This is a genomic window from Desulfobulbaceae bacterium DB1 (assembly GCA_001914235.1).
Taxonomy (GTDB): Bacteria; Desulfobacterota; Desulfobulbia; order Desulfobulbales; family SURF-16; genus DB1.
Map to the genome: position 1 here is coordinate 52529 of MQUF01000007.1, position 25473 is coordinate 78001.

The following is a 25473-nucleotide window of genomic DNA, read 5'->3' on the forward strand; positions in this document are numbered from 1 at the left end:
AACAAAACCGGGAAATGACCATGACAACACTTGAAGAACTGCTGACGACAGAGCTCCCTCTGGTCGTCGCCCATCGGGGCGCATCGGGCAACGCGCCGGAAAATACCGCTGCTGCAATTCGCCTTGCCCTTGACGCCGGAGCGCGAATGATGGAAATCGACGTGCAGATAACCCGTGACGGAGAGGTGGTGGTATTCCATGACTCCACCCTGGACAGAACAAGCAGCGGTACGGGAGAAATACGAAATTTCACCTACCGCCGGCTGTGCGGCCTTGATGCCGGATCCTGGTTTGGCCCTGGATTCAGCGGAGAAGGCATCCCCCGCCTGGTCGACCTCTTTGCCCTGGTCAGGGGGAAGGCCTGCCTCAATGTTGAAATCAAACCACCCGCGGCAGGGGAAGACTGGCGGAAACGGATCGACCTCATCGCCGCCGTTACCAGGGACGCCTCCATGACCGCACATACCCTTTTTTCCTCTTTTCATCATGATTCACTGCGCTATCTGCAGTCGCTTGACAATGCTTTTCGCACCGCGGCCCTGCTGCCGCCTGACTCACAACTTCTTCCGTCAGACATCCTGCGGCAAACAGGTTGCAAAGGTTTTGTCTGCGCCCTGAACCAGCTCACCGAAGAACGGGTTGCCGATATTGCCGCCAATAACATTTTCACCGGGGTCTACACCATCAACAGCGAAAATCAGTTAAAAAAAGCAATGAAGGCAAAGGTACATGCCATTGTCACCGATTTCCCGGAACTGATGATCAGCCTGCTCCACCAAGGTGGCAAATAAGATGGGGGTAAAGGGAAGCAAGGGGAAAAGCGTCCTTGCCTGGGCCTTTTACGACTGGGCCAATTCCGCCTTTGCCACCTGTATCATGGCCGGTTTTTTTCCCATCTTTTTCAAACAGTACTGGTGCAGCGGCATGGAGGTTTCCGCCGGCACCTTCCGGCTCGGCCTGGCGAATTCCATCGGCAGCATGATCGTCATTGTGCTGGCGCCGCTGCTTGGCGCCGTCAGCGATCAGGCCGGGGGGAAAAAGAAATTTCTTTTTTTCTTCACCCTGCTCGGAGCCGTTATGAGCGGATCGCTCTTTTTTGTTCCCCAGGGCGCCTGGCTTTTCGCCTTTGTGCTTTATATCGGCGGCATCATCGGTTTTTCCGGCGGCAACGTCTTTTACGACTCCCTGCTGATCAATGTGGCCACGCCGGCCGAATCGGACCGGGTTTCCGCCCTGGGCTTCGCCCTTGGTTATCTGGGAGGCGGGCTCATCTTTGCCTTTCACGTGACGACAACCATACAACCCGGCCTCTTTGGTTTGCCTGACGCCGGGGCAGCGGTGCGTTTTTCCTTTCTCTCCGTTGCCGCATGGTGGATCTTTTTTTCCCTGCCGCTCTTCTTCCTGGTGCCTGAATCCGCATCCGGCCCACCCAAAAGACTGGTCACAGCCGCTGCCGGCGGCTGCCGTCAGCTTGCCGCCACCTTCCGGGAAATAAAAAAAGCCAGGGTGGTACTTCTCTTTCTCATCGCCTACTGGCTCTATATCGACGGACTTGACACCATTGTCCGCATGGCGGTGGATTACGGCTTGGCGCTTGGTTTTTCAGCCAATGATCTTATCCTGGCCCTGCTCATCACCCAGTTCATCGGTTTTCCCGCCGCCCTCATTTTCGGTCGGCTGGGTGAAAAGATCGGCACCAAACAGGCGATTCTTGCCGGAATATGCGTCTACCTGCTGGTAACCATCTGGGCGATGTTCATGAAATCGGTCAGCCAGTTTTACCTGATGGCCGCGGCCATCGGCCTGGTCCAGGGCGGTGTGCAGTCGCTGAGCCGCTCCCTCTACTCCCGCATCATCCCCCCCGACCGGTCCGCCGAATTTTTCGGTTTCTACAACATGCTGGGGAAATTCGCCGCCGTTATCGGCCCCCTGCTGATGGGCGTCATCAGCCTTGCCACCGGCAGCCCCCGTCTTTCCCTGCTTGCCGTAATCCTCCTTTTTGTCATCGGCGGCGCCATCCTCTGCCTTGTCGACGAGAAGGAGGGAATCCGCCTGGCCCGTCAACTGGAAAAAACGAAACTTCCCGGCTGAGGCCGGTATGGTTGTCGGCCTCCACAAAATTGTTTTTTTTGACTTAAGTCAATGTTCTCCCCTATAATCTTCGGTATACCTTGCACCTGACCCCGTGACGGGAAAACGGGGTCGGATTTTTCCCGGGCAAGGCGCATCGGAAATTACACAAAAGGAGAAAAATGATGAAGAAAAAAGTACTGCTTGCCGGGGTTGTTTTTTCACTTTTAGGCTTCTCAGGTCCTGCCGGGGCCGACGAATGTATCGACTGCCACAGCAAAATTTCCCCGGGCCAGGTGGCGGACTACCAAACCAGTAAACATGCCGAAAGCGGCGATGTTACCTGCAAAACCTGCCACGGCGACAAGCACAAAAGCGCGGATGATTCTACCTTGGCCGAGCTGCCCGATGAAAAGGTCTGCGCCGGTTGCCACGAACAGCAGTTCAACCAGTTTGCCGACGGCAAGCACAACTTCGGCTGGACCTCGCTCAATGCCATTCCCGCCACCCACATGGCCCCGGACGAACTGATCGAGGGCGGCCGCGGCTGCGGCGGCTGCCACAACATGGGCATCAAATCCGAGGAGCAGAAAAAAGAATTGCGGGACAAAGGCTACCGCTACCAGAACAACTCCTGCGACGAATGCCATACCCGTCACGCTTTTTCCAAAAAGGAAGCCTTGAATCCCCACGCCTGTCAGCAATGCCACATGGGCTACGACCATCCCCAATGGGAGATGTGGTCAAGCTCCAAGCACGGGGCGCGCTATTTTGCCAAAAAGGAAGGGGATCTGCCTGAAAACGCCGCCGCCCCCACCTGCCAGCACTGCCACATGCCGGACGGCAACCATGCAAACCATACCGCCTGGGGCTTTCTCGGCGTGCGGCTGCCGCTGCCCGAAGATAAGCAGGCAGCCGCCGACCGGGTCACCATCCTGAAAGCCCTGGGGGTATTGAACCCTGAAACAGGAGAGCCAACCGCCGTTCTCGATGCGGTCAAGGCGGTGAAAATGGCGAAACTCGATCAGGAATCATGGGAGAAAGAACGCAACAAGATGATCGCCACCTGCTCCGAATGCCATTCGGAAAAGTATGCCAGGGAACAGCTTGAGATGGGGGACGCCATCCTGCAGAAATCAGACCGGCTGATGGCCGATGCCATCGAGACGGTTGCCGCTCTCTACAAGGAGGGCATCATCACGAAACCGGCGGGCTACCCGCACAACTATCCGTTCCTTCTCACCTTCATGCACACCAACGGCGCGGCCTGGAACGAGAATCTGGACGGCCTGTCCTACATCGACCAGGTGCTGGTGCAGATGTATATGAAACACCGCATGCGGGCTTATCAGGCCTTTTTTCATGTCAATCCGGACTATGCCTACTGGTACGGCTGGAACGAAATGACCAAGGACCTGGGTGAGATCAAGGAACTGGCCAAATCGATGCGGGCCGAGCATGCGGGGAAATAAGCGGGTTCCCGGCCAAGCCCCTGGAAAGAGACGTGACCGCGACAGTGACGACAAAACGAGGAAAAAAGCATGAAGAAAAACCAAGGCACCGGACCGGCAAAAAACAGCCCGGTTTCTTCCTTGCCGGAAAAACCGGCAATTTCCGATGACGACATATACGAGGCCATGAAGCAGATAGAGAGCTATCTTGATATCACGACAAGTGATTTCAAGGAACTGTATCATCTCTCCTACCGGCATGCAATGCAAAGGCTGACCCAGTCGGTGCGCGCCCGCGATATCATGACCAGAGACGTCGTCACTGTCGCGCCGACAACCCCTTTGGCCGAAGTGGCGGAGCGGATGGCGAATGCCTTTATTACAGGGGTGCCCGTGCTTGACGAAATGCAAAAGGTTGTGGGCATTGTCTCGGAACAGGATTTCCTCAAACACATGGGGGCGCAAAACAGTTCCTTCATGTCCGTTGTCGCCGGCTGTCTGCGGGGAAAGGGCTGTGCCGCCGTCTCCGTGCGCAAGGGGGTGGCGGCGGACATCATGACGAAGCCGGCGATTACCATCCGGGAGGATGTTGCCTTGTTTGAAATCGCGGCAATGATGTCCGCTAACAAGATAAACCGTCTCCCGGTGCTTGCCGAGACAGGAGACAATATGGTGGGCATCCTGACCAGAAATGACCTGATCCGCGCCCACCTGCTGCAACAGGCGGGTTAAACGATGAAATACTTCCAAAAAATGAAAGGAAACAGCAAGGGGCCGCCAGGACCAGGGACATGGGAAATCATCTGGTCATGGATCGGGGCTTTTCTGGGCATATCGGCAATTTCCCTGATGCACTTCAACCTTCTGCCGCAAAACGATCTCGTCATGGTCATCGGCAGTTTCGGTGCATCCGCGGTGCTTATCTACGGAGCGATCAAAAGCCCGCTGGCCCAGCCCCGCAACCTCATCGGCGGTCACATATTGTCGGCCCTCATCGGCGTCTTCTGTTACCAGACCTTTCATGGTCAGATGTGGCTGGCTGCAGCCCTTGCCGTCTCCACCGCCATTGCCGTCATGCATCTCACCCGCACCCTGCACCCGCCCGGCGGCGCCACGGCGCTTATTGCCGTCATCGGCGGCGAAAAAGTCCATGCGCTCGGCTACCTGTACGCCCTGACCCCGGTGGCGTCCGGGGCGGCAATCATGCTGATCATCGCCCTGCTGATCAACAATATCCCGGAAAAACGACAATATCCGGAATTCTGGTTTTAAAACGATGAATCGCAATTTGCCGTGCGGCTATCCCATGCTGCCGGGCATCCGACCTCACCGGAAATCAGGGAACTGCGGGGCCGTCATCGTCGCAGCTCTTCCTGCACGATCTTCACAAGTTTTTCCAGGGTATAGGGCTTTCGCAGATAGGCCCCCGCCCCCAGCCGCTGCGCCTCACGCACCCGATCGGTCTCGGAATAGCCGCTGGCGATGATGGCCTTCTGGCCGGGATTGATCCTGACTATTTCCTTAAAGGTGTCAAGACCGTCCATGCCGGGCGCCATGATCATATCAAGGACAACCAGATCATACTTTTTCGTGCGCAGGCAGGCAATCGCCCCCTGTCCGCCTTCCGCTGAATCAACCTGATACCCCATGCGGGAAAGCATCATGCACGCCAACTGCCGTTGCTCGAAAACATCGTCCACCACAAGAATTGATTCTCCGGTGCCGCGAAATTCCTCAACTGAAAACAGTCGGTCGATTTTTTCCTGCAGCTTTTCCCGGGTGACGGGGAAATAAAGAGCGAAAGCCGCCCCCTTGCCATCCACGGACTGAACGTCGATGTAGCCGTAATGGTCTTTCACCGTGCCCCAGACCACGGCAAGACCGAGTCCGGTGCCACTTCTCCCCATGACCTTCTTGGTATAAAAAGGCTCAAAAATTCTGTCGAAATCCTGACTGCCGATGCCGGTTCCGGTATCGGCAACGGTCAGCACGACATAATCACCTTCCTTAACCTCATCATAGCCCCGCACCGGCTGATCCACATATCTGTTGGCGGTGCTGATTGTCACCACACCGCCGGCGGGAATGGCCTCGTAGGCGTTGGCCGCCAGATTCATGATGGTTTTGAGCAGATGAACCGGCGAACCGGCGATATTAAGCAGCTCCTCAGCCAATGCAAGTTCGAGCCGCACATCGGCGTGAAGAGCGGCAAGTCTCGCGTACTCCGGCGAATCAAGAAACTCCCGGACGAGATTGTTGATATTGACCACCTTGCGCACGGTCACGCCCCGGCGGGCCAGGGTGAGGAGATCATTAACGATGGCCGCCGCCTTTTCACCCGATTTTTTAATGGTGAGCACCGTATTGCGAATGGGACTCTCCTCGGATAATCCCATGAGCAGCAAGTCCGGATAGCTGACCAGCCCGGAAAGAATATTGTTGAGATCATGGGCCACGCCTCCGGCCAGGGTGCCGATGGCCTCCATCTTTTCCGCTCGACGCAATTTCTCCTCAAGATCCTTCTGGCGGGAAATGTCCTTCAGCGAACCGATGATCCTCTGTACCCGGCCCATTTCATCCCGGATCAGGGTGGCGCTGTCCGCCACGTATTTGATACCGCCGTCCCTGCAGATCACCCGATATTCCCGGCTCATCGTAAGGCCGTTGCCGGCAAATATTTCCCTGGTTTTCCGGCGCACCTCATCGACATCATCCCGAGCAACGACGAAATCATCCCCTCCGTAATCGGCCATGAGCTCCTCCGCGGTGTAACCGAGGATATCAACGCAATGGGGTGAGACATAATTCAACCTTTGTTCATCAACCTGATATTCATAGATGACGTCCGACGTTGCCTCGGCCACCATCTTGTACTTGCCTTCGCTCTCCTGCAGGGCCTCTTCGGCCTTTTTCAGGGCGGTCAGGTCATTACCGATACTCTGGATTTCAACGAATCTGCCGGCGGAATCAACGATTGGCTCGTTGGTCCAGGATATCCAAACCAGTTCACCCGATTTTTTCATGTTCTGGTTAAAATTATTTTTATACTGCAACGGGTTTGTCATGATGTCTTCAATCATGAAACGCAGGTCGCGACCGGTGGTTTCCGTTTCCGGCACAATGGTGCCCATGACATTTTTGCCGATTATCTCCTCCCGGCTGAATCCGAAAAATTGCAGCCCGAAGGGATTAAGGTAGGTAATCATGCCGTCGGTGTCCCATTTCAGGACAATGCTGTTTGCCCCTTCAATCAGCATCCGGTAATTTCTTTCGCTTTCCAGCAAGGCCTCTTCCGCCTTTCGCCTTTTTACCTCCTCTTTTGCGCCGACCCAGGATCTGAAAATAAAATATGAACCGGCAACGGTTGCGACAACCAATACCGCAAGCAGAAAAAAAAGCTTGTTCTTGAAGCCGCGCATGGTGGCCAGCACACTTTTTTCCGGGGTGGTGACGGCAATGGACCAGAAGGTGTTATGCAGGTCCGCGGGGGTATAGACGGCATGATGGATACCCGGATCCTCCTTGTCCCTTTCCCCGGCGGGAAAACGCAGAGCCGTTGTTCCCTCGCCGCCGGTCAGCATCATGCTAAAAAGCGCCTGCAGCGAAGCGGATGCGGGAAAGATGTCCCGGATATTTCTGCCGGCCTGTCCCGGCTCACTGCAGTAGAGGGCAACGCCCTCCTCGCTGATGATAATGGTGCGGCCGGCCATCCGTGACTGAAGGGTATCCAGATAATCACCGGCAATTTTGGTAAAAGGAATCAGGATGGCGAGGCTGCCCGCAAAGGTTTCGCCTTGCATGACCGGCACATGATAGGCAATGCAGCGATAGCCCTGCACGGCGGTAAAGACATCACTGACCACCGGCTGCCGGCTGCGGATTATTTCCCGCACATGCTTCTGGGAAGAGAGATCGGTGCCGATCACCTTTTCATGAGAGGGCTGGGTATGGATAAGACGACCCGCCCCATTCATCCGGGAAATGCCGAGAATTTCATCCCGGTTTTTTTCATAATACAAACGCATCATTTCTTCGCCTTTTGCGTTCAAGGAAACAATGTCGTCAAAAGCGGCAATATAGGCAAGCTCCCTGGCAAAACGGGAAAGAAGATTTTCGATGCCCCGGGCTGCCTGTCTGGCATAAACCATCTGTTGACGGTTGTGCTCCTCGATGGTTTTCTTCTTTATCTCCTGATAAAGAAGAAAGGGCAGATAAAGAGAAAAAAAGATGATGAGCGGTATGATCAAAAATCTTTTTTTAAAGGGCATCGACTTCTCAAGTGGGGGGGAATGGGTTCCGATTTTTCTCGCGTCCGTTCATATGAAACAGCATCGATTCTTTTATCTAAGCGCAAATCAGGAAGGATTGCAATCATTGCTCGGTTTCGTGATGGTTGTTTTTTAACAATTTTCCAAAGCGCACGATCTTTTTTATTCTTGCGTCGCCGAATCAATACAGGCATTATAAAAGAAGTGTCGGCAACTCCCCGCAAAATCGAAAAAAACATCATGAACGGCGATCAATCCAAGATACTTGTTGTTGAAGACAATCAGGCCATGCGCAAAATGCTCGAGTCGATGCTGATCGAACTGGGCTACCATAATTATGGAAGCGCCGTCAACGGCTTGAAGGCTTGGGAAATAATTCAGGAAGGCACCATCGACTTGGTCCTCTGCGACTACCTGATGCCGGAAATGAACGGCCTGGAACTGCTGCGCCTTATCCGCAAATCAAAAAGTTTTTACGACATGCCTTTCATCATGGTTACCGGCGCCGACAACCGGACTGATTTCATGCGTTCGGTGCAGGCCGAGGTGGACCACTACCTGCTCAAGCCTCCCAACATCAGTCAGCTGCAGATGCTGCTGAAAAAGGCCATCGCGGCAAGGAAAAATCCCAGCGCCTTTGACAAGGCGGTCAGCCGGGGAAAATATTTTTTCTTAAACAGCGAATACCAGCCGGCCATGGAACAGTTTGAAACCGCCGGCCGCGAACGCATCGACAGCGCCCTGCCCTACTATTACATGGCGCTCATCCACCAGCAGCTCGGCAATGAGAAAATGGCGGAGCGCAACTTCAAAAAATCCCTGATTATCGAAGAACAGTTCATCAGCTCCCTGCTGGCCTTATCTGAAATCTACGAATCACGGCTGGACTATGTCAACCTGGCTGTCTACCTGGAAAAGGCGACCAAGGTGGTGAACGACACCTTTGAAATCCATATCGGCCTGGCCCGGGCCTGCACCCAGACAGGAGACATCGACCGAACCCGCACCCACCTCGACGAAGCCGTGCGGCTGGCAAAAAACAACCCGGATCTCATCAAGGAAGTGGTGGAGGGGTACATCGACGCCGGGCTGGTGGATGAGGCGGATGAGCTTTTCAGCCACAAGCTGGAAGACGACAATAAGGAAACAACCATCCATTTCCTCAACCGACTCGGGCTGCGCGCCAGAAAATCAGGGGATTTCAACAAGGCCCGGGAATTTTATCTCAGTTGCCTCAAGCTTGATCCGCAACACAAGATCGTCAATTACAACATGGCCAACCTGCTCTTCATCCAGCGCCAATATGAAGCCGCGGAATCGTACCTGAAGAAGACACTGCGTCTGCATTCGGACTTCACCCAGGCCCAGGATCTGATGGACGCCGTTCAGAAAAAAATCGCCGGCGCTCTCGGCCCGTGAACCCGGAAGACATGACAAAACCTTTCAATGTGCGGATACGCAAGGCGATTCTTCTGCCCCTTGCCTTTGCCCTGCTTTTTCTTCTTGTTTTTTCCATTTTCATCGCTTTCTTTCTGCAGCGCCACCAGTTTGACAATACCGTCCGAATCCAGCTCGACAGCATCGAGCAGCTCTTTCACGCCACCCTGCGCACCGAGGCCGATCAATTGGGCATCTTCATGGATTTCATGATGAACGACCCGAACCTCTCCCATCCCTTTCTTGCCCGCAACCGGGAGCAATTATACAATAACGCCAAGTCAATCATGCTGGACATCAGGGGGAGACATCAGGTCACCCATTTTTATTTTCACAACCTTGACCGCACCTGCTTTCTCCGGGTGCACAAACCATCGAGCTACGGCGACACCATCGACCGCTTCACCTTGAATGAAGCGGCGGAAACCAAGAAAAGCTCCTACGGCATTGAACTCGGCCCCTTCGGCACCCTGACCCTGCGCATCGTCCATCCCTGGAGAGTCAACAATAAAGTGATAGGTTATATTGAGCTGGGCCGGGAGATTGAGTACATCATTCCCGCCATGAAGGAAATTCTCGGCTATGATTTCTTCTTTCTGGTCAACACACGCCATCTCAACCGGCAGATGTATGAGCAAGGGCAGAAGATATCGGGCCGCCAGGGAACCTGGGACGAAATTCCCCGCCATGTCATCATTGCCCGCACCATGGAAACCCTGCCCCCGAAGATCATCGAATACATCCTGATGCCCCATGAGAAGAAAGAGGGACTGATCTTTAAAATCAATTATGACCGCAAAAAATACCGGGGCGGATTCACGCCGCTCAAAGTGGTGGGCGGCAAGGATATCGGCGAAATCATCGCCATCCGGGACTATACCAACCAGGTGGCCAAGCAGCAGGTCTTCGCCATCCTGATTTTTGTCTGCATGGCGGTGCTGGGCCTTCTTTTTTCCCTGTTTTATGTTTACATCGGCAAGATGGAGAAGGGACTCGTCAAAATCCACAATTCACTGACCGAGGAAATCGCCAACCGCGCCGGTATCGAAGATGAGCTGCAACGCCATAAGGCATACCTGGAGGAAAACGTCGCGCAGCGGACCGCGGAGCTGACCGAAACCAACCGCCGGCTGCAGATAGAAATCGCCGAAAGAAAATTCGCCGAGGAGGGACTGCAGGAAGCCCACGACAAACTTGAGGAGCGAATCAGGGAACGGACCGAGGCGCTGGAAAAAACCTATGACCAGCTGCTGCATGCTGAAAAGCTCTCGGCCATCGGCAAACTTTCCGCCTCCATCGCCCACGAATTCAACAATCCCATCTACGGCATCCGCAACGTCCTGGAGGGCATTCTGAAGCGTCAGGCCATGGATGAAAAAAACATGGCCATGGTGAAACTGGCCATCAAGGAATGCGACCGCGTCGCCAGGCTGACCAAGGACCTGCAGAGCTTCAACCGGCCGACCAGCGGCATTATGACCTCGGTCAACATCCATGAAACAATCGACGACATGCTGCTTTTGGTCAAAAAAGAGTTCAAGCAGAAAAAAATCATCGTGGAAAAACGATTTTGCCCTGATCTGCCGCAAATTAAGGGAGTGACGGATCAGATCAAGCAGGTTGTCCTGAATGTTTTAAATAACGCCGGCGGCTCCATCGGCCAAGAAGGAGGGACAGTCACCATCACCACGGAAAACAGGGGCAAAGAAATCGCCATTCGCATCGGCGACACGGGTATCGGCATCAAAGCCGAGGATATGGACAAAATTTTCGAGCCCTTTTTCTCCACCAAACCAACGGTCAAGGGCACCGGCCTGGGTCTTTCCGTCAGTTACGGCATCATCAAGAGGCATGGCGGCAGGATCGAGGTGGAGAGCAAGCCGGGCAAAGGCGCGACCTTTACCATCCTGCTGCCGACCGAACCCGCCTGAATGCCCCACCCAAGACCTGCTTATCGACCCGCCGATTTATCCCGATACATCAAATGGTCCGCCTTGAGCAGCAGCTTTTCCATGGAACAGGGATTGCTTTTATCATAGCGGACAATGCCGTAGCTGATTGACAGTTCGTAAAGTCGGTCCGGCTGGGCATTTCTTTCGGCAATGGCCCGACGAAGCCGCTCCTTGACGGTGAACTCCGTTTCCCGGCCCGATTCGTCGACCATCATCACCACAAACTCGTCCCCTCCCAGCCGCCCGACGATATCCGCTTGCCGGAAGGTGTCGCGCAACACATCGGCGGTTTCCCTGATGAGCTGGTCCCCGACCTTATGGCCCAAACCGTCGTTTACCATCTTCAGCCGGTCGCAGTCGGCATAGAGGATGAAAAGTTCCCCCGGTTGCCGGTCGGCGATCCGTACCTGTTTCTCGGCCAGCAGCAGGAACCCCCGCCTGTTATAGAGGCCGGTCAGCTCATCGGTCACGGATAATTCATGCAACCTCGCCTCCGCTTTCTTGCGGTCGGTGATGTCGATCTGATATTCGATCATCCGGGTGATATTGCCCTCTTCATCGGCAATGGGATATCCGTGAATCTCCACATACTCTTCATCGCCCATCGCGTTCCGGTGAATATGCTCGACAATAACCGGCTCTCTTTTCTCCATGACCAGATTTAGCGGACACTGATGCTCGGCGGAATCGCACGGTTTGTCCTGCTTATGGGTGGCGGTAAAACATTTCATTTTCGGCTCGATCCCTTCCAGTTTCGCCATGCTGTTGGCCAGTTCGATTTCATGGCTGCGGGTGTTCACCACGTAGAAGGGATAAGGAAGGGATTCGAGCACGTTGTGGAGAAAAATGTTCTGTTGGCGGATTTTTTCCTCATTTTCTTTCCGTCGGGTAACATCCAGTGCAATTTCCATGCGCACCAGCCGCCCGTCAATCCAGCCCATGCCCCTGTCGCGAATGTCATACCAGTGCCCGTTCACCGTGTTTTGAAATTCCCACCTGTAGAGCTGCGGCTCCCCATCCGCATCGACCAGTTTGTCATTGGTGCAGAAGAAACACGGCCCCTTCTGCCCCGTCTGCAATGACTGCCAGCAGATCCTGCCGGTGACGTCGCCAAAAATATCCTTGCCGTATTTGTTGACAAAAAGCAATTCATAGGTCCGCATATCAGCCACATAGACAATGCCGTCAATGCTGTCCAGCACGGACAGCAGCCGGGCATGAGCTTCCTCCGCCCTTGCCGTGGCCTTGATCTGTTGCCGGATATTTTCCTGCAAGGGCTTGTAAACAAGCAGATACATGAAAGGCACGAGGAAAATGAGCAGGAGCAGGGAATCCAGCAGGCCGAGAGCCGTCGGACCCAGCGGCATGTCGAAAGCATCCAGGAAATACATCAGGCCGCTCTCGATCAGGACGATGACAACGGCTAAACCGACGAATATTTTTTCGGGTGAAATGTTTTTCATCTGTGCATGGGGCTGAAGAGGGCATGCCTTCTAGAGAGGCCGTTCCGATGCCCCCCCCGCAACGTCGGGCGCGACAATCTGCATGCCGATTTCCTTTAATGCCCGGTGGACATTACTGAGATTAAAGGTATGCACCCGGAGATAGATAATATTTTTATCACCGGCTTCGTTCTGCGCCCGCGTCAATCGGGAAAAACGCACGTTCTGCTCTTCCAGTACCCGGACAATGCGGGTGAGCGGCTTGGGATTGCCGTCATCCACCACCGCAATCAGCGCGGAGCCACGATCACCGATGCCGTACAATTTTTTATAGGCCTTCATCAGATCCTGCACGGAAAAGACGCCGATCACCCGTTTTTCCTCGTCAATCACCGGCAGTAATCCGATTTTATCCCGGTAAAAATAATGCAGGGCATCATCCAGGGTCGACAGCGGGGTAAGGAAGACAACATCAGTGCTCATGACGGAAGAAACCAGGGTGTTCGCCACCTCCGCCAGAATGGCCGTCCGCTTTTCCTCCGGCAAAAGGGAGGAAGGATAGGCTGAACGAAGATCCCGGTCGGTGATCATGCCCACCAGCCGGTTGCCGCAGTCCACGACCGGCAGATGACGAAATTTATTGTTGGTCATCAGCGCCCGGACATCCGGCAGAAATGTTTCCGGGGTGACGGTGACGGGCGATGTTTTCATGTGTCGTGATATGTACATGTGGTGCTCCTTATTTTGCCAGACCAAGCAGATACTGTTCAACCCCGGCGGCCAGGGCATCAAGATGATAGCCTCCCTCAAGAATGGAAAGAACCTTGCCCCGGCAATATTTTTGCCCCATCCCGGCCATCTTTTCACCGATAAGCCCGTACAGATCCGTGCTGTAGGCAAGGCCCGACATGTCATCAAGCCGGTGGCCGTCGAATCCCGCGGAGACGATGATTCTCTCCGGCCTGAATCCATCGAGGGCCGGCTCAACCACTTTCTTCATGGCCTGCAGGAACACGCCATCATCGGCTCCGGGCGGCAGCGGCACGTTCAGAGTTGTTCCTTTTCCCGCGCCCAATCCCTTTTCCTCGGCGTAGCCGGTTCCCGGAAAGCTGAAGGTGGGGTGTTCATGGATGCTGATGTAAAAAACCGAGGGGTCCTCCTCAAAGGCATCCTGAATACCGTTGCCGTGATGGGCGTCCCAGTCGATGACGGCAATCTTTTCTCTGCCGTAGCGCCGTTGCCAGTAGCGGGCGGCAATCACCGCATTGTTGACGAAACAGAAACCCAGCGCCATGGCCCGCTCCGCATGATGGCCGGGGGGCCGCACGCCGCAGAAGACAAGATCCTCACCCTGTTCGAGCAGATCAATGCCGGTCAGGCAGCCGCCGGCCGACAGCATGATCGAATCAAAAGACTCAAAGCAGATCTGGTTGTCCGGGTGATCGATGTAGGTCTGCCCCCGCAGGGCGGTTTCCTCCAGCCGGAAGAGATAGGACTCATCGTGATACGTAAGGATGTCCGATCTCTCTGCCGTCCTTGCCGTTTTTTCCCTGATCGCGGGAAAAAGGGGGCTCTTTTCCAGCCGGCGACGGATGGCGACAAGACGCTCGGCAACCTCGGGATGCTCTCCGCCGCCGGTGTCATGGAGAAGATAATGGGGATGACTGATTATGGCCAGGGGTCTGAATCGGGGCATCATGTTACCCAAAAGAAGAAGCCGGAGGTCACCCTCCAATCAAGCTGATACTTTTGGTGTATCCTGGAACGGATTCTTTGTCAATGCGAATTGACAAGCGCTGCCTCGCAGGCTAAGGTAGTGCGCGATACGATCTAAACCGTTGCCGCGGACTCCTGAGAAGAAACGGAAATTGAATCTTTTACCGTGATCTCCGCGGCCTGTTTTCACGGTAAAGTGACAGTCGCAGGAGCAGTCAAATGATGAACGCAGAAGAGCAAACAAATGCAAGCAGATTTCTCTTTGTCCATGTCAATGAATGGGCGACCATTGATTCCCCCGACACCATCCCCCTCTCCCAGGGTTACGCCCTGGCCGGCCTTCGCAAACAGGGATATCCGGGGACGATTTTAGGCGACTACAAGGGCAGCCCCCTTTCGCCCCGGCTTTTCCGGGAAACCCTGCTCAACGAAAGGCCTTCGGTGCTCGGCTTTTCCGTTTACGAGGAAAACATCAACCGTGTCCGGGTCTGGGCCCGTTACGCCAAATATATTCTGCCGGAAATCCTTGTCGTGCTGGGCGGCCCGCAGATCACCTTCATGCCGGCCTTGGCCCTGCACCACTTCAGCGAGGCGGACATCCTCTGCCGGGGCGAGGCGGAAACCGTGCTTCCCGCCCTTGGCCGGGCCCTTGACCGCCAAAGGCCCTTGACCGAGGTGCCGGGAATCACCTTCTGGTGCCAGACCAGATATAACCTCATTGATGGGGATCTGCTTTCCCTGCTGAAAAAAGCCGGTGTCCACACCATTGCCTTCGGGCTGGAATCAGCCGATCCGGATGTGCTGAAAAAAATCAACAAGGGTCTTGACCCGGAGAAACTCTCGGCGGTGATTGCGCAAGTCCAGGGGGCCGGCATCACCGTCGAGCTTTTTTCCCTTTTCGGATTGCCGGGGGAATCTTTTGCCCAGGCCCAGAAAACACTGGACTATGTCAAGGCCGGCAAGGTTAGTATCGACGGCAACTCCATCTCCCAGCAACTTCACCTCTTTTTCGGCATCCCGATGCTCGATGACCCCGGCAGTCACGGCATTGTCCCGACTCCCATCACCAAACCCGCCTACCAGTCTCTTTGCCGTGATTTCGCAACTGACTCCATGACCGCCGACGAAATAGAACAGATGAGCATCATCTGGCGCCTCAACCGGGAGGATTTTGCCGAAAACGTGGCTACCGGCACGAGGCTTTTTGAAGTTGCCGGTTTCATTACCTCCCATTTCGACGCCGTTGCCTGCCGCCCGGAAACGGACATGATGCTTTCCCGTATTTATCTCGCCCTGGAGGAGTATGAGGCGGCCCATGGCTGCCTGACGCGGCTTGCCGAAAAATTTGCCGGCAACCTTGAGGTGGAGAAGTTCCTTGCCCGCCCCATCACCTGTTACAAGTTCAAGCGACGCGGGGTGGCCGCGCCGGGATGCCGGATCATATACGACTGCAAGGGCATCATCGACGGCCGGATGGAGCCGGAAACCGAGGCCTATTTTCAGGATGCGGTGCTGGGCGGCGGTACCCTGCTGGCTGATTTCGATGCCGGCATGCAGGGCATGACGGCCGGCCGGGTCAACCAGTTTGAAGTCCGTTTTCCGGCTGATTACGGCAACAAATCACTTGCCGGCCGCCTCGCCACCTTCCAGGTCCATCTGCATCAGGTGATGGAACCGGTGGCGATTGCCCAGTGGCGCGACCTCCTCGAACAGGCGCCGCGAAACATTTACCGGTTCAACGACCTGGATGGCCTGCGGCGCTGGAATGAAAACCTCTATTACCTGGCCCTCAGGGAATCAGTCCCCTGGAAACTCACCCAGGAAATGACCGACTTTCTCGGCCTGATAAATTTTTATATGCGCCTCGGCTTCCGGGACAAAGGTGACTCCCTGCTCGAACTGCTGCCTGCCGACGGTTCCATGCACGAACATGCGGCCCGCATTCTGCTGGCGAGTAACCGTCCCGATAAAACCGAAGAACTGCTCAGCCGCATCGGCAATTCGGGCACCGAGGTGACCGTCAACCGCGCCAAGGCCCTGATCAAGTTAAAACGCTATGATGATGCGGAAAAAGTGCTGTCGTCCCCTCTTCTTTCCCGCGACATCCAGATACTTGATCTGCGGGTGGGGCTTGCCTCCCTGATGCGGCAACCGCTTGAAATCTATCTCGCCCGGATGGATGACCTGATAAATCGTCAGGTGGACTCCATGGAGGAACAGCGGCACAAGATAGAGCTTAATTAAATTCTTAACTTGACACAACGACCCCGGTTTCTTATTTTGCGCATATATTCATTTCACCTGTCACCCCCCGCAACCTCGAGTTCGTTTTTGTCGTTCATTGATAATAAGGACTGCATGAGCATATTCAGGCATCACAAAAAAACAGGTTCACCGCACCATTCCGGAACTCCGGAACCTGGTTGCAAAGCTGCGAACTCCGCCGTGCACACCCTGAAACAAAAAAACAGGGCGGCCCGGCGAGCGGGGTAATACATGGATCGCATACTCAGCTATGACACGAATATGCTCATCAGGGATCTCTTTGAGATCATGAGCGAGGTGCTGGCCAACCGGGATTACCCCACCTATGAACACACGACCCGGGTTGCCCGGATTTCCCGGCGGATCGGCTGCGTCATGGGCCTGCCGGACACGGATCTGGAAATCCTCGAACTGGCCGGGCTGGTTCACGATATCGGCAAAACCGCCATTCCCGACGATATCCTGCTCAAGCCGGACCTTTTCAATGTCCAGGACCGGCGCATCATGCAGTATCATCCCCTCATCGGCGCCAAGCTCTTTGCCAAACGTCTGACGGATGACAGCATCACCAACATCATTCTCCGCCACCATGAACGGCTTGACGGCAGTGGCTATCCCTTCGGGCTGCGGGGAGACGAGATCGACATGCTGACCCGCATCACCTCGGTGGCCGATGTCTTCGAGGCCATGACCGCCAAGAGACCTTACAAGAAACCGCTGCCGGTCGCAATCGCCCTGCAGATTGTCGTCCAGGAGGCGGCAAGCGGCCATCTTGACCGGCAGGCGGTGGAGGCCCTGACCCGGCTGGGCGATGATCTGATCACGGCGCCGCCGACTTTGTATCCCACCGCCGGCTTCATGGAGGAAATCGAAAATTTCCGCCGCGACTCCTTTTTCCGCGACACCCTGACTGAACTGTACAACTACCGTTATCTGCTTGTCCTCGACGACCTGCAGCTGCTCGGGGAAACCGGCGCACGGGGCTTTGAGTTGCAGCTTATCAACTTCAAGGAATTCGGCAAATTCCAGCAGGAAAACGGCTTTATCGTCGCCAACCAGGTGCACGACGAAATCGGCCAGCGGCTGAAGGAAACCGTTGCCTGTTTCCAGGAACCGCGCAAAAAATACGACGGCTCCATCATGCTGTTTCGCAAGCACTGCGATTACATGATCTACTCCGAGGCGAATTCCGAACAGGACCTGGCGGAATTTCTCGGCCAGATCAGGGCGGAACTGGCACTGACCCACTCCGAATGGGGTCTTGAGGCCAATTGCTTCCGCCTCTGGTTCGACCGGAAAGTCTCCATTGAGGAAGCCATCACCCGCATATTCACCATGGAGGCTGAAGCGGAAAGCTGTAAAAAATAAAGAGGATTCTGCAATGATCGACTGGCTGCTGCGCCACACAAGCGGGTTTCTTGACTGGGCCGCCGTTATCCTGGCGGTCTACTGTCTTGTCTTTCTCATCCAATTCATGGTTAATTTCTTCCGCGGCCCGGATGAATGACAGCCGCACAAACGTTGTCAATACATAACATGGCCGCATGGCCGGAACGCATCACACCAAGGAACAAACTCTTTCATGAAAAAAAACCTGGATGAACATTACTCTCCCCTTTATTTCCTGGCCGCCCTGGGCAACGGCGGCCTGACCGTGGCCTTTTTCATCTTTTTCATGTTCATGGCGGCCCATCCGGACACGCCGATCGCCACCTTTGACGCGGTGCGCCCCCTTTTGCTGGACGGCAGCCCGCTTATCCGCCTCCTTTGCGCCGCAGGGTATCTCGGCATGCTTTGGTTCGCCTTCCGCCATATCAGGATGCTGGTCTGGAACATACGGGAATTCAACCGCTACAAAAAAACCGAGCACTACCGCGCCATGCTCCACAGCAACAATGAAATCAGCCTGATGGCCCTGCCGCTCACCTTCACCATGACCATCAATGTCATGTTCGTCCTCGGCGCCATGCTGGTGCCCGGCCTGTGGAGCGTGGTCGAATATCTTTTCCCCGTTGCCTTCCTCGCCTTTTTCGTCACCGGCATCTACAGCCTGCGCATCTTTTACCGCTACTACAGCAAACTGCTTCTCCGGGGCCATTTCAACCACACCCTGAACAATTCCCTGGCCCAGATGATTTCCTCCTTTGCCTTTGCCATGAACGCCGTCGGTTTTGCCGCTCCGGCGGCCATGAGCGAAAACCGGCTTCTCGTAGCAATATCAGCCTTCTGCGCCCTGTTTTTTCTTCTCATCGCCGCCCTGCTGGCCGTCAAAAATCTGGTGCTCGGCTTTCATGCCATGCTGGAAAAGGGTATCAATCGCGAAGGAAGCGCCAGCCTCTGGATCCTCATTCCGATCCTGACCCTGCTCGGCATAACCGTCATCCGTCTGGCCCACGGTTTTCACCTGCTTTTTCATACTCAATTCGGCCCGGCCTTTTATTTTATTCTGGGCAGCGGCATCATCTCCCTGCAGATATTCTTCGGCCTGCTCGGCTACCAGGTCATGCGGCAAAACAACTATTTCCCGGAATTCATTCACGGCTGCCCGCTGTCCGCAAACGGCGGCGAACCGGCGGCAGGCCCCGCCACATACGCCCTTATCTGCCCGGGGGTGGCATTCTGGGTCTTCGGCATGTTCTTTCTTGACAAGGGCTTAATCCACACCGGCCTGCTGGATATTTTTTCCCCGCCCTATTTCATCCTGCTGGCGCCCCTGCTGTTTGTGCTGGTCCAGACCATCCGGGTCAATGCCAAGCTGAACCAGAGATTATTGTCGGAACAGGAGACAAAACGATGAGCACCCCTCTCCCGGAAAAAGAGGCCCAGCAATTCCGGCGCTTTATTCTGGACAATGTGCCGGTGGCCATGGTCACCATGGATGCCGATCTCAAGATCACCTGTTTCAACCGGCGGGCGGAAACGTTGACCGGCTATACGACAGAGGAGGCGCTCGGCCGTCCCTGCCACGAGATCTTAAACAGCAGCCTGTGCGAGTCGGACTGCCCGCTGCAGACCGTGCGCGATCTGGGCGAATCGGCCACCGGCATTGAAGCGGAACTGATCAATCGCCATGGAGAACATATCCCGGTGAGGATCGGTACCGCCGCCATTGAAAATCAGGAAGGCGATTTTATCGGTTATCTGGAGGTTATTGAGGACATTTCCAGGGAAAAAGCGCTGCTGCGCGAAAGAAACAATTTTCTTTTCATGGTGGCCCATGACATGAAGTCGCCGCTTATCGCCATGCAGGGACTGATGGAAAGGTTGCGCGCCCATCACGGCGAAATGAACGAGGCAAAAATTGATACATACTTTCAAACCATCATCGACGCCGGCGCGCAACTGGAAAACAGAATCAGGGAATTTCTCGAATATTCACGCCAAAGCACGGATAACATTACCCTGAACATGACGGATATCGACCTGGCGGTGCTGCTCGACCAGCTCATCAGGCGACATGCATCACGGGCCGCGGAAAAAAAGATTGTTATTCGCACCAATCATAATTTCAGCGGCCTGATCAAAGGCGACGGCAAACAGCTGCAGCGGGTTTTTGAAAATCTGCTGGATAATGCCATTAAATTTGTTCAGGAAAAAGGGGAAATCGATATCACCACCAAAAAAAACGGCGATGAAGTGATGGTAGAGGTACGGGACAATGGCCCGGGAATCGCGGCCGATGACCTCCCCTATATCTTTGATGCCTTTCACAAAGGCAAGGAAAGCAAAGGTCACGGACTGGGACTTGCCGGAGCAAAGGCCATTGTCCGCGAACATCAGGGCCGGATTGAGGTAAAAAGCAGTCCGGCTCAAGGCACCCGTTTTATTGTGTCCCTTTCGATTACGTAATTGCCCAGCCGCCTTCGCCGCATCCGCCGGCCTCGCAACAGACGGTGACGCCACCGTCTCTTTTCCCGCATCAGGGGCGATGCTCCACTCCATTTCCCTCCCGTATTCTTCATAAAAGAATAGCCCAATGCCTGATCCTCGGCATGCCAACCTCACAGCATCGCCGGTTTCCACACCCTCGGCCGCCTCATTTCTCCAAACCTTGCCGACAAGATCCCCTCCCACCGCACGGGCAAAAAAGTCACGGACAGCATCCATGCCATAATGGCATGGGATTTTGTCATTTTGGCACAAATCAGGGGACACTCCTTCGTAACCTGTTGGGATAAAACAACTTTATCTCATGGCACGAAACTGGCAATAAAAACAGGCAGACGACAGATGAACACAATCCGGAGGCGGGCATGGACAAAACAGCAATAAAAACCAAACAGAGAATCCAGACAAACTCTCGGGACCAGGCCGAGTTTGAGGCAATGATGAGCACCTTGGGCACTCTCGGCGCGGTCCCTGCTCTTATCGGCCTCTGGTCGACCGCCTGCATCATCGGCGGCCTGGTTGCCGGCGGCGGTCCATGGGCAATGACGATCGGTTTCTTCACCGCACTGACGGGATTATAAACAAACAAAGGAGAGGATAAAATGAAAGCAACAGCCATCAACAAAACACGAAGCAAAGCAGCAGCAAACGTCGCGGTCCTTGAGAAAGCAGCAATGGGCAGCATAGCCTTGATGGGCGGCATTTCCCTGTCAATCGGCATCTGGTCAGGTGTCTGCCTTGCGGCTGCATTCGCCGCCAACGGTCCGGTCAGCATGATGCAAGGTTTTTTGACCGCAGTGACCGGCATGTAATCATCGGCTTCATCGTTGAAACAATCCGTAGGCGTCGTGTCAGGACGGAGACCTTTTTCCAGGAAATCGATTCGCAGCGGAACGTGGCGCTCATTGGTCTCTCACCTTACCCCTCCGTCACGCCCTTCATGATATGCTCAAGCTCGGCGCCGTCGACAATCTCCTGGCGGATGAGGATTTCGGCCAACTGCTCCACCTTTTTCCAGTGTTTATCGACTAACTCCTGCGCCCTGACCGTTGCCTCCCGCATCCAGTGAATCACCCGCTCCTCCACCAGGACGAGAAACATCTGCTTGCAGACATTCTGGGACAGGGTGTCGGTATGCACATAGCCGATCTCTTTATCCATGCCGAGACTCGCCACCGCGGCATAGGCCTGATGGGTCGCCACCTCGAGATCATTGGATGCGCCGGTGTCATCGCCCTTGGGACCGAATTTGCGGATGCTGGCCAGCCTTCCGCCCAGCAGGACGCAGATATTGTTGAACACCTCGTCCCGGCAGATATTGCCGGGAAAATCCTCGATGCTGTAAGAAATGAACCCCATGCTCTTCAACCGGGGGGCAATAGTCACCTGCTCTATCTTGATGTCCGGCAGGAGGAGGTGGGAAAGCACCGCATGGCCCGCCTCGTGGAACGCGGTGATTTTGAGATCCTGTTCCAGGTTGCGGATATGCTTCTTTTCCAGTTTGTAGCCGTATTTGATGATGTTGATCTGTTCGATAAGGATCTCCTCGGTGATGGCCTCCAGTCCGTGCCGAATGGCATGGAGCGAGGCCTCCTTGCCGATGCGCTGCAGATCATAGCCGCTCATGCCGGAAATATAGCGGATGACCCGTTCCACGTTGATCTTGCCGTCATTGGGCTTGGCCAGAATCTTTTCAATGAAAAACCGCCTTGCATCCCGGTCAAGCTCCGGGACCTCGACAAAGGTGTCAATACGGTTGGGGGCAATGACCCGGGAACTTACCTCTTCCCTTTTCTGGGCGGTGGCAATGGTGAAAACCGATTCCTCCGGATCCGTCGGCAGGGAATCAAGTTCAAGGATGAGCTGTTCGTCCGGCATGGAGGCATACACTCCGCCGTCAATCAAACCCTTGACGTCGATGCCGTCGAGAAAAACGATGCTCGGCGCATATTCACGGGCCTTGGCATAGGCGTGCTTGATATAGTGGGGATCAAAAAGATCGCTGCGCGACACATAGACAAAGGGCCGTTCCGCTTCACGGGCAAAGGCCTTGCCAAGCATGGTTTTACCCACACCGGGCGGACCGTAGAGCAGCATGCCCTTGGGCATGTCGATACGGAATTTCTTCAGCAGCTCCGGCCCTTTAAGGATTCTCACCACCTGTTTCAGATTCTGCTTCACCGTTTTATTGCCGGCAATATCACTGAAGGCAAGGTCGGAAAATTCGATGATGGGCAGCAATTCCCGCAGCAGATCGGGTGACTGGGGCATTCTTTTCAGCTCCACCCGACTGATGGTCAAGGTCAGTGTCCTGCCGCGCCATGATTCCTTCCAGCTGATATCCAGCGTTTCATTTTTTTTGAAGAGTTGCCGCAACAGATTCTCTTTATCGCTGTAAATTTTATCAACAAAGGCAATCGCCTGTTTGGAAATCTTGCACAGCACGTGCTGGGGATACTTGTGCTGATCGCGGACAAAATCCGTTATCCGGGCGAAAAGCAGATCCGGCAATTTCTGTTTCACCTTTTTGATGCTGATGGTGGGGGCAAAGGAAAGGGTCAACAGCTTGACCAGTCGGTCAAAATCGTGATAGGCCAGCTTCATGCCGCTCACCTCGGCAAACTGATCCGAATGGCCGGCCAGGGCTTCGGAGCCGATGCGGACCATGGTATCGAGACTGAGCGGCTGAAAAATAATAATAAAACTGCGGGCAAGGACGGCAAGCAGCTTGGGGGCAATGGAGAACTGGACCGAATCAAACACCACCTTCCGTTCCCTGGCAATGGCATCCATCACCAGGGCCTGGGCGCGCGGCTTGTTGTCCTTCAAGTCCGCCCGATACTTTCGATCCTGCAAAAAACCACTGGCCAGGGTTGAGGTGAAAATGACGATCACCTCGCTGCAATCAAGGCCGCTTTCCTGAACACTGCCGGTGAGCAGTTTCAACAGCGCCAGCTGCACCTGGTTATCCGCCTTTTCAATGGAATCAAAAAGGATGACCGACTTCGGATGCTCCTTGACAAAACCGGACAGATCACCCTCGACCATGCCGTCCACCGTCATTTTCTGGCCAAAGAGCAGGGCCCCGCTGTCCGGATCGCTGTACTGCTCCATATCGAACTGTTTGAAGGCGGAATAGCCCTCGAGAAAGGAGGAAAGGGTCTGGGCAAAGAAAATTTTACCCACCGACGGAGGGCCGAGAAAGGTAAAGAGAGCCTTCGGCGGGGTGTCAACCGGTTTGTAACTGAGGTGAATAAAGGCATCAACCACATCATTAACGGCCTCGTCCTGATCAAAGACAATCCTTTTCAGACTGTCTCGCAGGGAATCAAAATGGACAAAAATGTTTGTCTCGGCGGGCTGCTCCATATTGCTCCAGTTTTCAGGCCATGAGTTGGTAATAGGGTTTTTCCGGCACTTCCCCCCAACTGCCTATATCTTTTTTAAATTTTTTTAAAGGCATCATGCACCTTGCGGGACAAGGGATTCTTGCCGGCCTCTTCTTCAAGGCTTTCCGCGGCCATGACTTTCAGTTTTTCCAGCACCTGATCGGGAAAACGGCGCAGCTGCACCTGATGTTTTTCCACCAGCTCGCTTAAGGCGGCGCCGTTGCCGGCCTCAAACTCGTTTAAGGTCAAGATATTGTTCTCCATTGCCGCCGTGTCGATCATTATTTGCAGATCCCGGGGCAGGGAGAGGTAGGCCTGCCTGTTGACCAGCAGCTCAAGACAGCTGCCCGGTTCATGCCAGCCGGGATAATAATAATAGGGAGCGGCCTTATAGAATCCCATGCGCAGATCGTGCAGGGGCCCCACCCATTCGGTGGCGTCGATCACCCCTCGTTCCAGACTGGTGAATATCTCAGCAGCGGGAAGCAGCACCACCGTCCCACCGGCCTTGGCCACCACCTTGCCGCCAAGTCCGGGAATTCTCATCTTCAGCCCCTTGAAATCATCAATCCCCTTAATTTCCTTGCGGAACCAGCCGCCCATCTGCATGCCGGTATTGCCGAAGGGGCGAGGAATCAGATTAAACGGTTCATAGATCTCCTCCCACAGCACAAGCCCGCCGCTGCCGAGCCAGCTGTTCATGCCCTGGGCATTCAGTCCGAAGGGAACCGAGGTGAACCATTGGGCGGCAGGGACCTTTCCCGCCCAGTAATACGAGGCGCCGCTGCCGAGCTGCACCGTGCCGCCGGAAACCGCATCAAAGACTTCGAGCGGCGGAACAAGCTCACCGCCGGCAAAGACCTGGATCTGCAGACGGCCCCGGCTCATCTCTTTCACCCGTTCGGCGAAGCGTTCGGCGCCGGTCTGCAACACGGGCATATTGGGTGGCCAGGTGCTGACCATGGTCCAGCGAAATGCCTGCTCTTCCGACCGGGCGACTGATGTGCCGAATGTCGAGACGCCGGCAACGGCAAGGGCGGTTGTTGCTGTTTTTCGCAGAAATTCACGTCGTTCCATAGTTCGTGCGCTTCTTTCTTTTTTTCACATGCCCCCTCAAAGACTAATTGACTCATCCCGCCAAGTCAACAGAAGAGCGCGCAAAAAAAAACCCAAATTTCCGCAATGTTAATTACGAAAATCCGGGTTTTGACTTCCCAATGGGAAACAGCTTCAGGAGGCGTTGATAAATTTCAGCCCCACGCGGCAATCCTTGTTTTCCTTGCTGCACCACATGACCACGGCCTTGGTCGGCATGACGTCGTCCCGAACCGAGGAAACGGCAACCATCTGTCCGACGGCCAGTTCCTGCCGCATAACGACACCGAGGCCGGTTTCGCTGATGTTGAGCAGGGTCGCATCCATCATCGTCATGGACAGATCACGGATGGTGAGCATCATCGACGAAATTCCGCTCAGCCTCTCGGCGGGAAATCTTTCAGCAAGCCTGCCGTCAGGGAACAAATCGTGTGTTCCCGCATGGTGTGCAACATTCATTTTTTTTCCTCTCATCAGTCGGCAAGGAATCTTCACCCGGC

19 protein-coding genes and 2 pseudogenes are annotated in these 25473 nt (G+C 54.9%); 13 read left to right on the top strand and 8 right to left on the bottom strand.

What is annotated here, in order from left to right; all coding sequences use genetic code 11:
* Positions 1–20: 20 nt before the first annotated feature.
* From BM485_08855 to BM485_08875, 5 genes are all read left to right on the top strand, one after another.
* Positions 21–791, top strand: a complete 771-nt coding sequence (locus BM485_08855; GenBank protein OKY75366.1) for a hypothetical protein — start codon at positions 21–23, stop codon at positions 789–791.
* A 1-nt stretch (position 792) separates the two neighbouring features.
* Positions 793–2091 (top strand): MFS transporter, encoded by a 1299-nt coding sequence (locus tag BM485_08860; protein OKY75367.1) that lies wholly within the window; start codon positions 793–795, stop codon positions 2089–2091.
* Positions 2092–2255: 164 nt separating this feature from the next.
* Positions 2256–3542 (top strand): cytochrome C, encoded by a 1287-nt coding sequence (locus tag BM485_08865; GenBank protein ID OKY75368.1) that lies wholly within the window; start codon positions 2256–2258, stop codon positions 3540–3542.
* A 120-nt stretch (positions 3543–3662) separates the two neighbouring features.
* A complete protein-coding gene (locus BM485_08870) occupies positions 3663–4253 on the top strand; it encodes a hypothetical protein (protein OKY75413.1) in 591 nt (196 codons plus the stop codon).
* 3 nt (positions 4254–4256) lie between these two features.
* Positions 4257–4793 carry an HPP family protein gene (locus BM485_08875; GenBank protein ID OKY75369.1) on the top strand — a complete coding sequence of 179 codons (537 nt, stop codon included), beginning with the start codon at positions 4257–4259 and terminating at the stop codon, positions 4791–4793.
* An 83-nt stretch (positions 4794–4876) separates the two neighbouring features.
* Here the strand turns inward: BM485_08875 and BM485_08880 are convergent, their stop codons facing one another.
* Positions 4877–7789 carry a hypothetical protein gene (locus BM485_08880; protein ID OKY75370.1) on the bottom strand — a complete coding sequence of 971 codons (2913 nt, stop codon included), beginning with the start codon at positions 7787–7789 and terminating at the stop codon, positions 4877–4879.
* A gap of 204 nt (positions 7790–7993) precedes the next feature.
* Here BM485_08880 and BM485_08885 point away from each other — a divergent pair, with 204 nt between their 5' ends.
* Together BM485_08885 and BM485_08890 are read left to right on the top strand one after the other, a co-directional pair.
* Positions 7994–9208 carry a hypothetical protein gene (locus tag BM485_08885; protein ID OKY75371.1) on the top strand — a complete coding sequence of 405 codons (1215 nt, stop codon included), beginning with the start codon at positions 7994–7996 and terminating at the stop codon, positions 9206–9208.
* A gap of 11 nt (positions 9209–9219) precedes the next feature.
* On the top strand, positions 9220–11157 hold the full coding sequence (locus BM485_08890; GenBank protein OKY75372.1) for a hypothetical protein: 1938 nt from the start codon (positions 9220–9222) through the stop codon (positions 11155–11157).
* Positions 11158–11177: 20 nt separating this feature from the next.
* Here the strand turns inward: BM485_08890 and BM485_08895 are convergent, their stop codons facing one another.
* The 3 genes from BM485_08895 to BM485_08905 are packed head-to-tail and all read right to left on the bottom strand — an operon-like array spanning position 11178 to position 14316.
* Positions 11178–12641, bottom strand: coding sequence for a hypothetical protein (locus BM485_08895; GenBank protein ID OKY75373.1), 1464 nt, complete (start codon positions 12639–12641; stop codon positions 11178–11180).
* 30 nt (positions 12642–12671) lie between these two features.
* Entirely contained in the window at positions 12672–13349 is a 678-nt protein-coding gene (locus BM485_08900) for a hypothetical protein (GenBank protein ID OKY75374.1), read from the bottom strand.
* 10 nt (positions 13350–13359) lie between these two features.
* On the bottom strand, positions 13360–14316 hold the full coding sequence (locus BM485_08905; GenBank protein OKY75414.1) for a histone deacetylase: 957 nt from the start codon (positions 14314–14316) through the stop codon (positions 13360–13362).
* A gap of 239 nt (positions 14317–14555) precedes the next feature.
* On the opposite strand from BM485_08905, the gene BM485_08910 reads away from it, so the two are divergent.
* From BM485_08910 to BM485_08935, 6 genes are all read left to right on the top strand, one after another.
* Positions 14556–16580, top strand: coding sequence for a hypothetical protein (locus BM485_08910; GenBank protein ID OKY75375.1), 2025 nt, complete (start codon positions 14556–14558; stop codon positions 16578–16580).
* Between the two features lie 252 nt (positions 16581–16832).
* Positions 16833–17969, top strand: coding sequence for a hypothetical protein (locus BM485_08915; protein ID OKY75376.1), 1137 nt, complete (start codon positions 16833–16835; stop codon positions 17967–17969).
* Between the two features lie 214 nt (positions 17970–18183).
* Positions 18184–19398 (top strand): hypothetical protein, encoded by a 1215-nt coding sequence (locus BM485_08920; protein ID OKY75377.1) that lies wholly within the window; start codon positions 18184–18186, stop codon positions 19396–19398.
* The gene (locus BM485_08925; protein ID OKY75378.1) at positions 19395–20450 is read left to right on the top strand and encodes a hypothetical protein; all 1056 of its coding nucleotides are present in this window, start codon (positions 19395–19397) and stop codon (positions 20448–20450) included. The genes BM485_08920 and BM485_08925 overlap by 4 nt, the downstream gene beginning before the upstream one ends.
* A gap of 404 nt (positions 20451–20854) precedes the next feature.
* Positions 20855–21070 carry a hypothetical protein gene (locus BM485_08930; protein OKY75379.1) on the top strand — a complete coding sequence of 72 codons (216 nt, stop codon included), beginning with the start codon at positions 20855–20857 and terminating at the stop codon, positions 21068–21070.
* Positions 21071–21091: 21 nt separating this feature from the next.
* Complete coding sequence (locus tag BM485_08935; protein OKY75380.1) at positions 21092–21301, top strand: hypothetical protein; 210 nt, start codon at positions 21092–21094, stop codon at positions 21299–21301.
* Between the two features lie 106 nt (positions 21302–21407).
* On the opposite strand, the gene BM485_08940 is transcribed toward BM485_08935, so the two are convergent.
* The 4 genes and pseudogenes from BM485_08940 to BM485_08955 form a co-directional block, all read right to left on the bottom strand.
* Positions 21408–22760 carry a hypothetical protein gene (locus tag BM485_08940; GenBank protein OKY75415.1) on the bottom strand — a complete coding sequence of 451 codons (1353 nt, stop codon included), beginning with the start codon at positions 22758–22760 and terminating at the stop codon, positions 21408–21410.
* 510 nt (positions 22761–23270) lie between these two features.
* A pseudogene (locus BM485_08945) lies at positions 23271–23711 on the bottom strand (hypothetical protein).
* A 160-nt stretch (positions 23712–23871) separates the two neighbouring features.
* Positions 23872–24955, bottom strand: a pseudogene (locus tag BM485_08950) (ABC transporter substrate-binding protein).
* A 153-nt stretch (positions 24956–25108) separates the two neighbouring features.
* Complete coding sequence (locus BM485_08955; GenBank protein ID OKY75381.1) at positions 25109–25432, bottom strand: hypothetical protein; 324 nt, start codon at positions 25430–25432, stop codon at positions 25109–25111.
* Positions 25433–25473: the final 41 nt, after the last annotated feature.

What these genes read in the sequence shown, in the direction of transcription:
- BM485_08855 (OKY75366.1), top strand. Translation starts at nt 21, where the DNA reads ATGACAACACTTGAAGAACTGCTGACGACAGAGCTCCCTCTGGTCGTC.
- BM485_08860 (OKY75367.1), top strand. Translation starts at nt 793, where the DNA reads ATGGGGGTAAAGGGAAGCAAGGGGAAAAGCGTCCTTGCCTGGGCCTTT.
- BM485_08865 (OKY75368.1), top strand. Translation starts at nt 2,256, where the DNA reads ATGAAGAAAAAAGTACTGCTTGCCGGGGTTGTTTTTTCACTTTTAGGC.
- BM485_08875 (OKY75369.1), top strand. Translation starts at nt 4,257, where the DNA reads ATGAAATACTTCCAAAAAATGAAAGGAAACAGCAAGGGGCCGCCAGGA.
- BM485_08880 (OKY75370.1), bottom strand. Translation starts at nt 7,789, where the DNA reads ATGCCCTTTAAAAAAAGATTTTTGATCATACCGCTCATCATCTTTTTT.
- BM485_08890 (OKY75372.1), top strand. Translation starts at nt 9,220, where the DNA reads ATGACAAAACCTTTCAATGTGCGGATACGCAAGGCGATTCTTCTGCCC.
- BM485_08895 (OKY75373.1), bottom strand. Translation starts at nt 12,641, where the DNA reads ATGAAAAACATTTCACCCGAAAAAATATTCGTCGGTTTAGCCGTTGTC.
- BM485_08900 (OKY75374.1), bottom strand. Translation starts at nt 13,349, where the DNA reads ATGTACATATCACGACACATGAAAACATCGCCCGTCACCGTCACCCCG.
- BM485_08905 (OKY75414.1), bottom strand. Translation starts at nt 14,316, where the DNA reads ATGCCCCGATTCAGACCCCTGGCCATAATCAGTCATCCCCATTATCTT.
- BM485_08910 (OKY75375.1), top strand. Translation starts at nt 14,556, where the DNA reads ATGATGAACGCAGAAGAGCAAACAAATGCAAGCAGATTTCTCTTTGTC.
- BM485_08915 (OKY75376.1), top strand. Translation starts at nt 16,833, where the DNA reads ATGGATCGCATACTCAGCTATGACACGAATATGCTCATCAGGGATCTC.
- BM485_08920 (OKY75377.1), top strand. Translation starts at nt 18,184, where the DNA reads ATGAAAAAAAACCTGGATGAACATTACTCTCCCCTTTATTTCCTGGCC.
- BM485_08925 (OKY75378.1), top strand. Translation starts at nt 19,395, where the DNA reads ATGAGCACCCCTCTCCCGGAAAAAGAGGCCCAGCAATTCCGGCGCTTT.
- BM485_08930 (OKY75379.1), top strand. Translation starts at nt 20,855, where the DNA reads ATGGACAAAACAGCAATAAAAACCAAACAGAGAATCCAGACAAACTCT.
- BM485_08935 (OKY75380.1), top strand. Translation starts at nt 21,092, where the DNA reads ATGAAAGCAACAGCCATCAACAAAACACGAAGCAAAGCAGCAGCAAAC.
- BM485_08940 (OKY75415.1), bottom strand. Translation starts at nt 22,760, where the DNA reads ATGCCCCAGTCACCCGATCTGCTGCGGGAATTGCTGCCCATCATCGAA.
- BM485_08955 (OKY75381.1), bottom strand. Translation starts at nt 25,432, where the DNA reads ATGAATGTTGCACACCATGCGGGAACACACGATTTGTTCCCTGACGGC.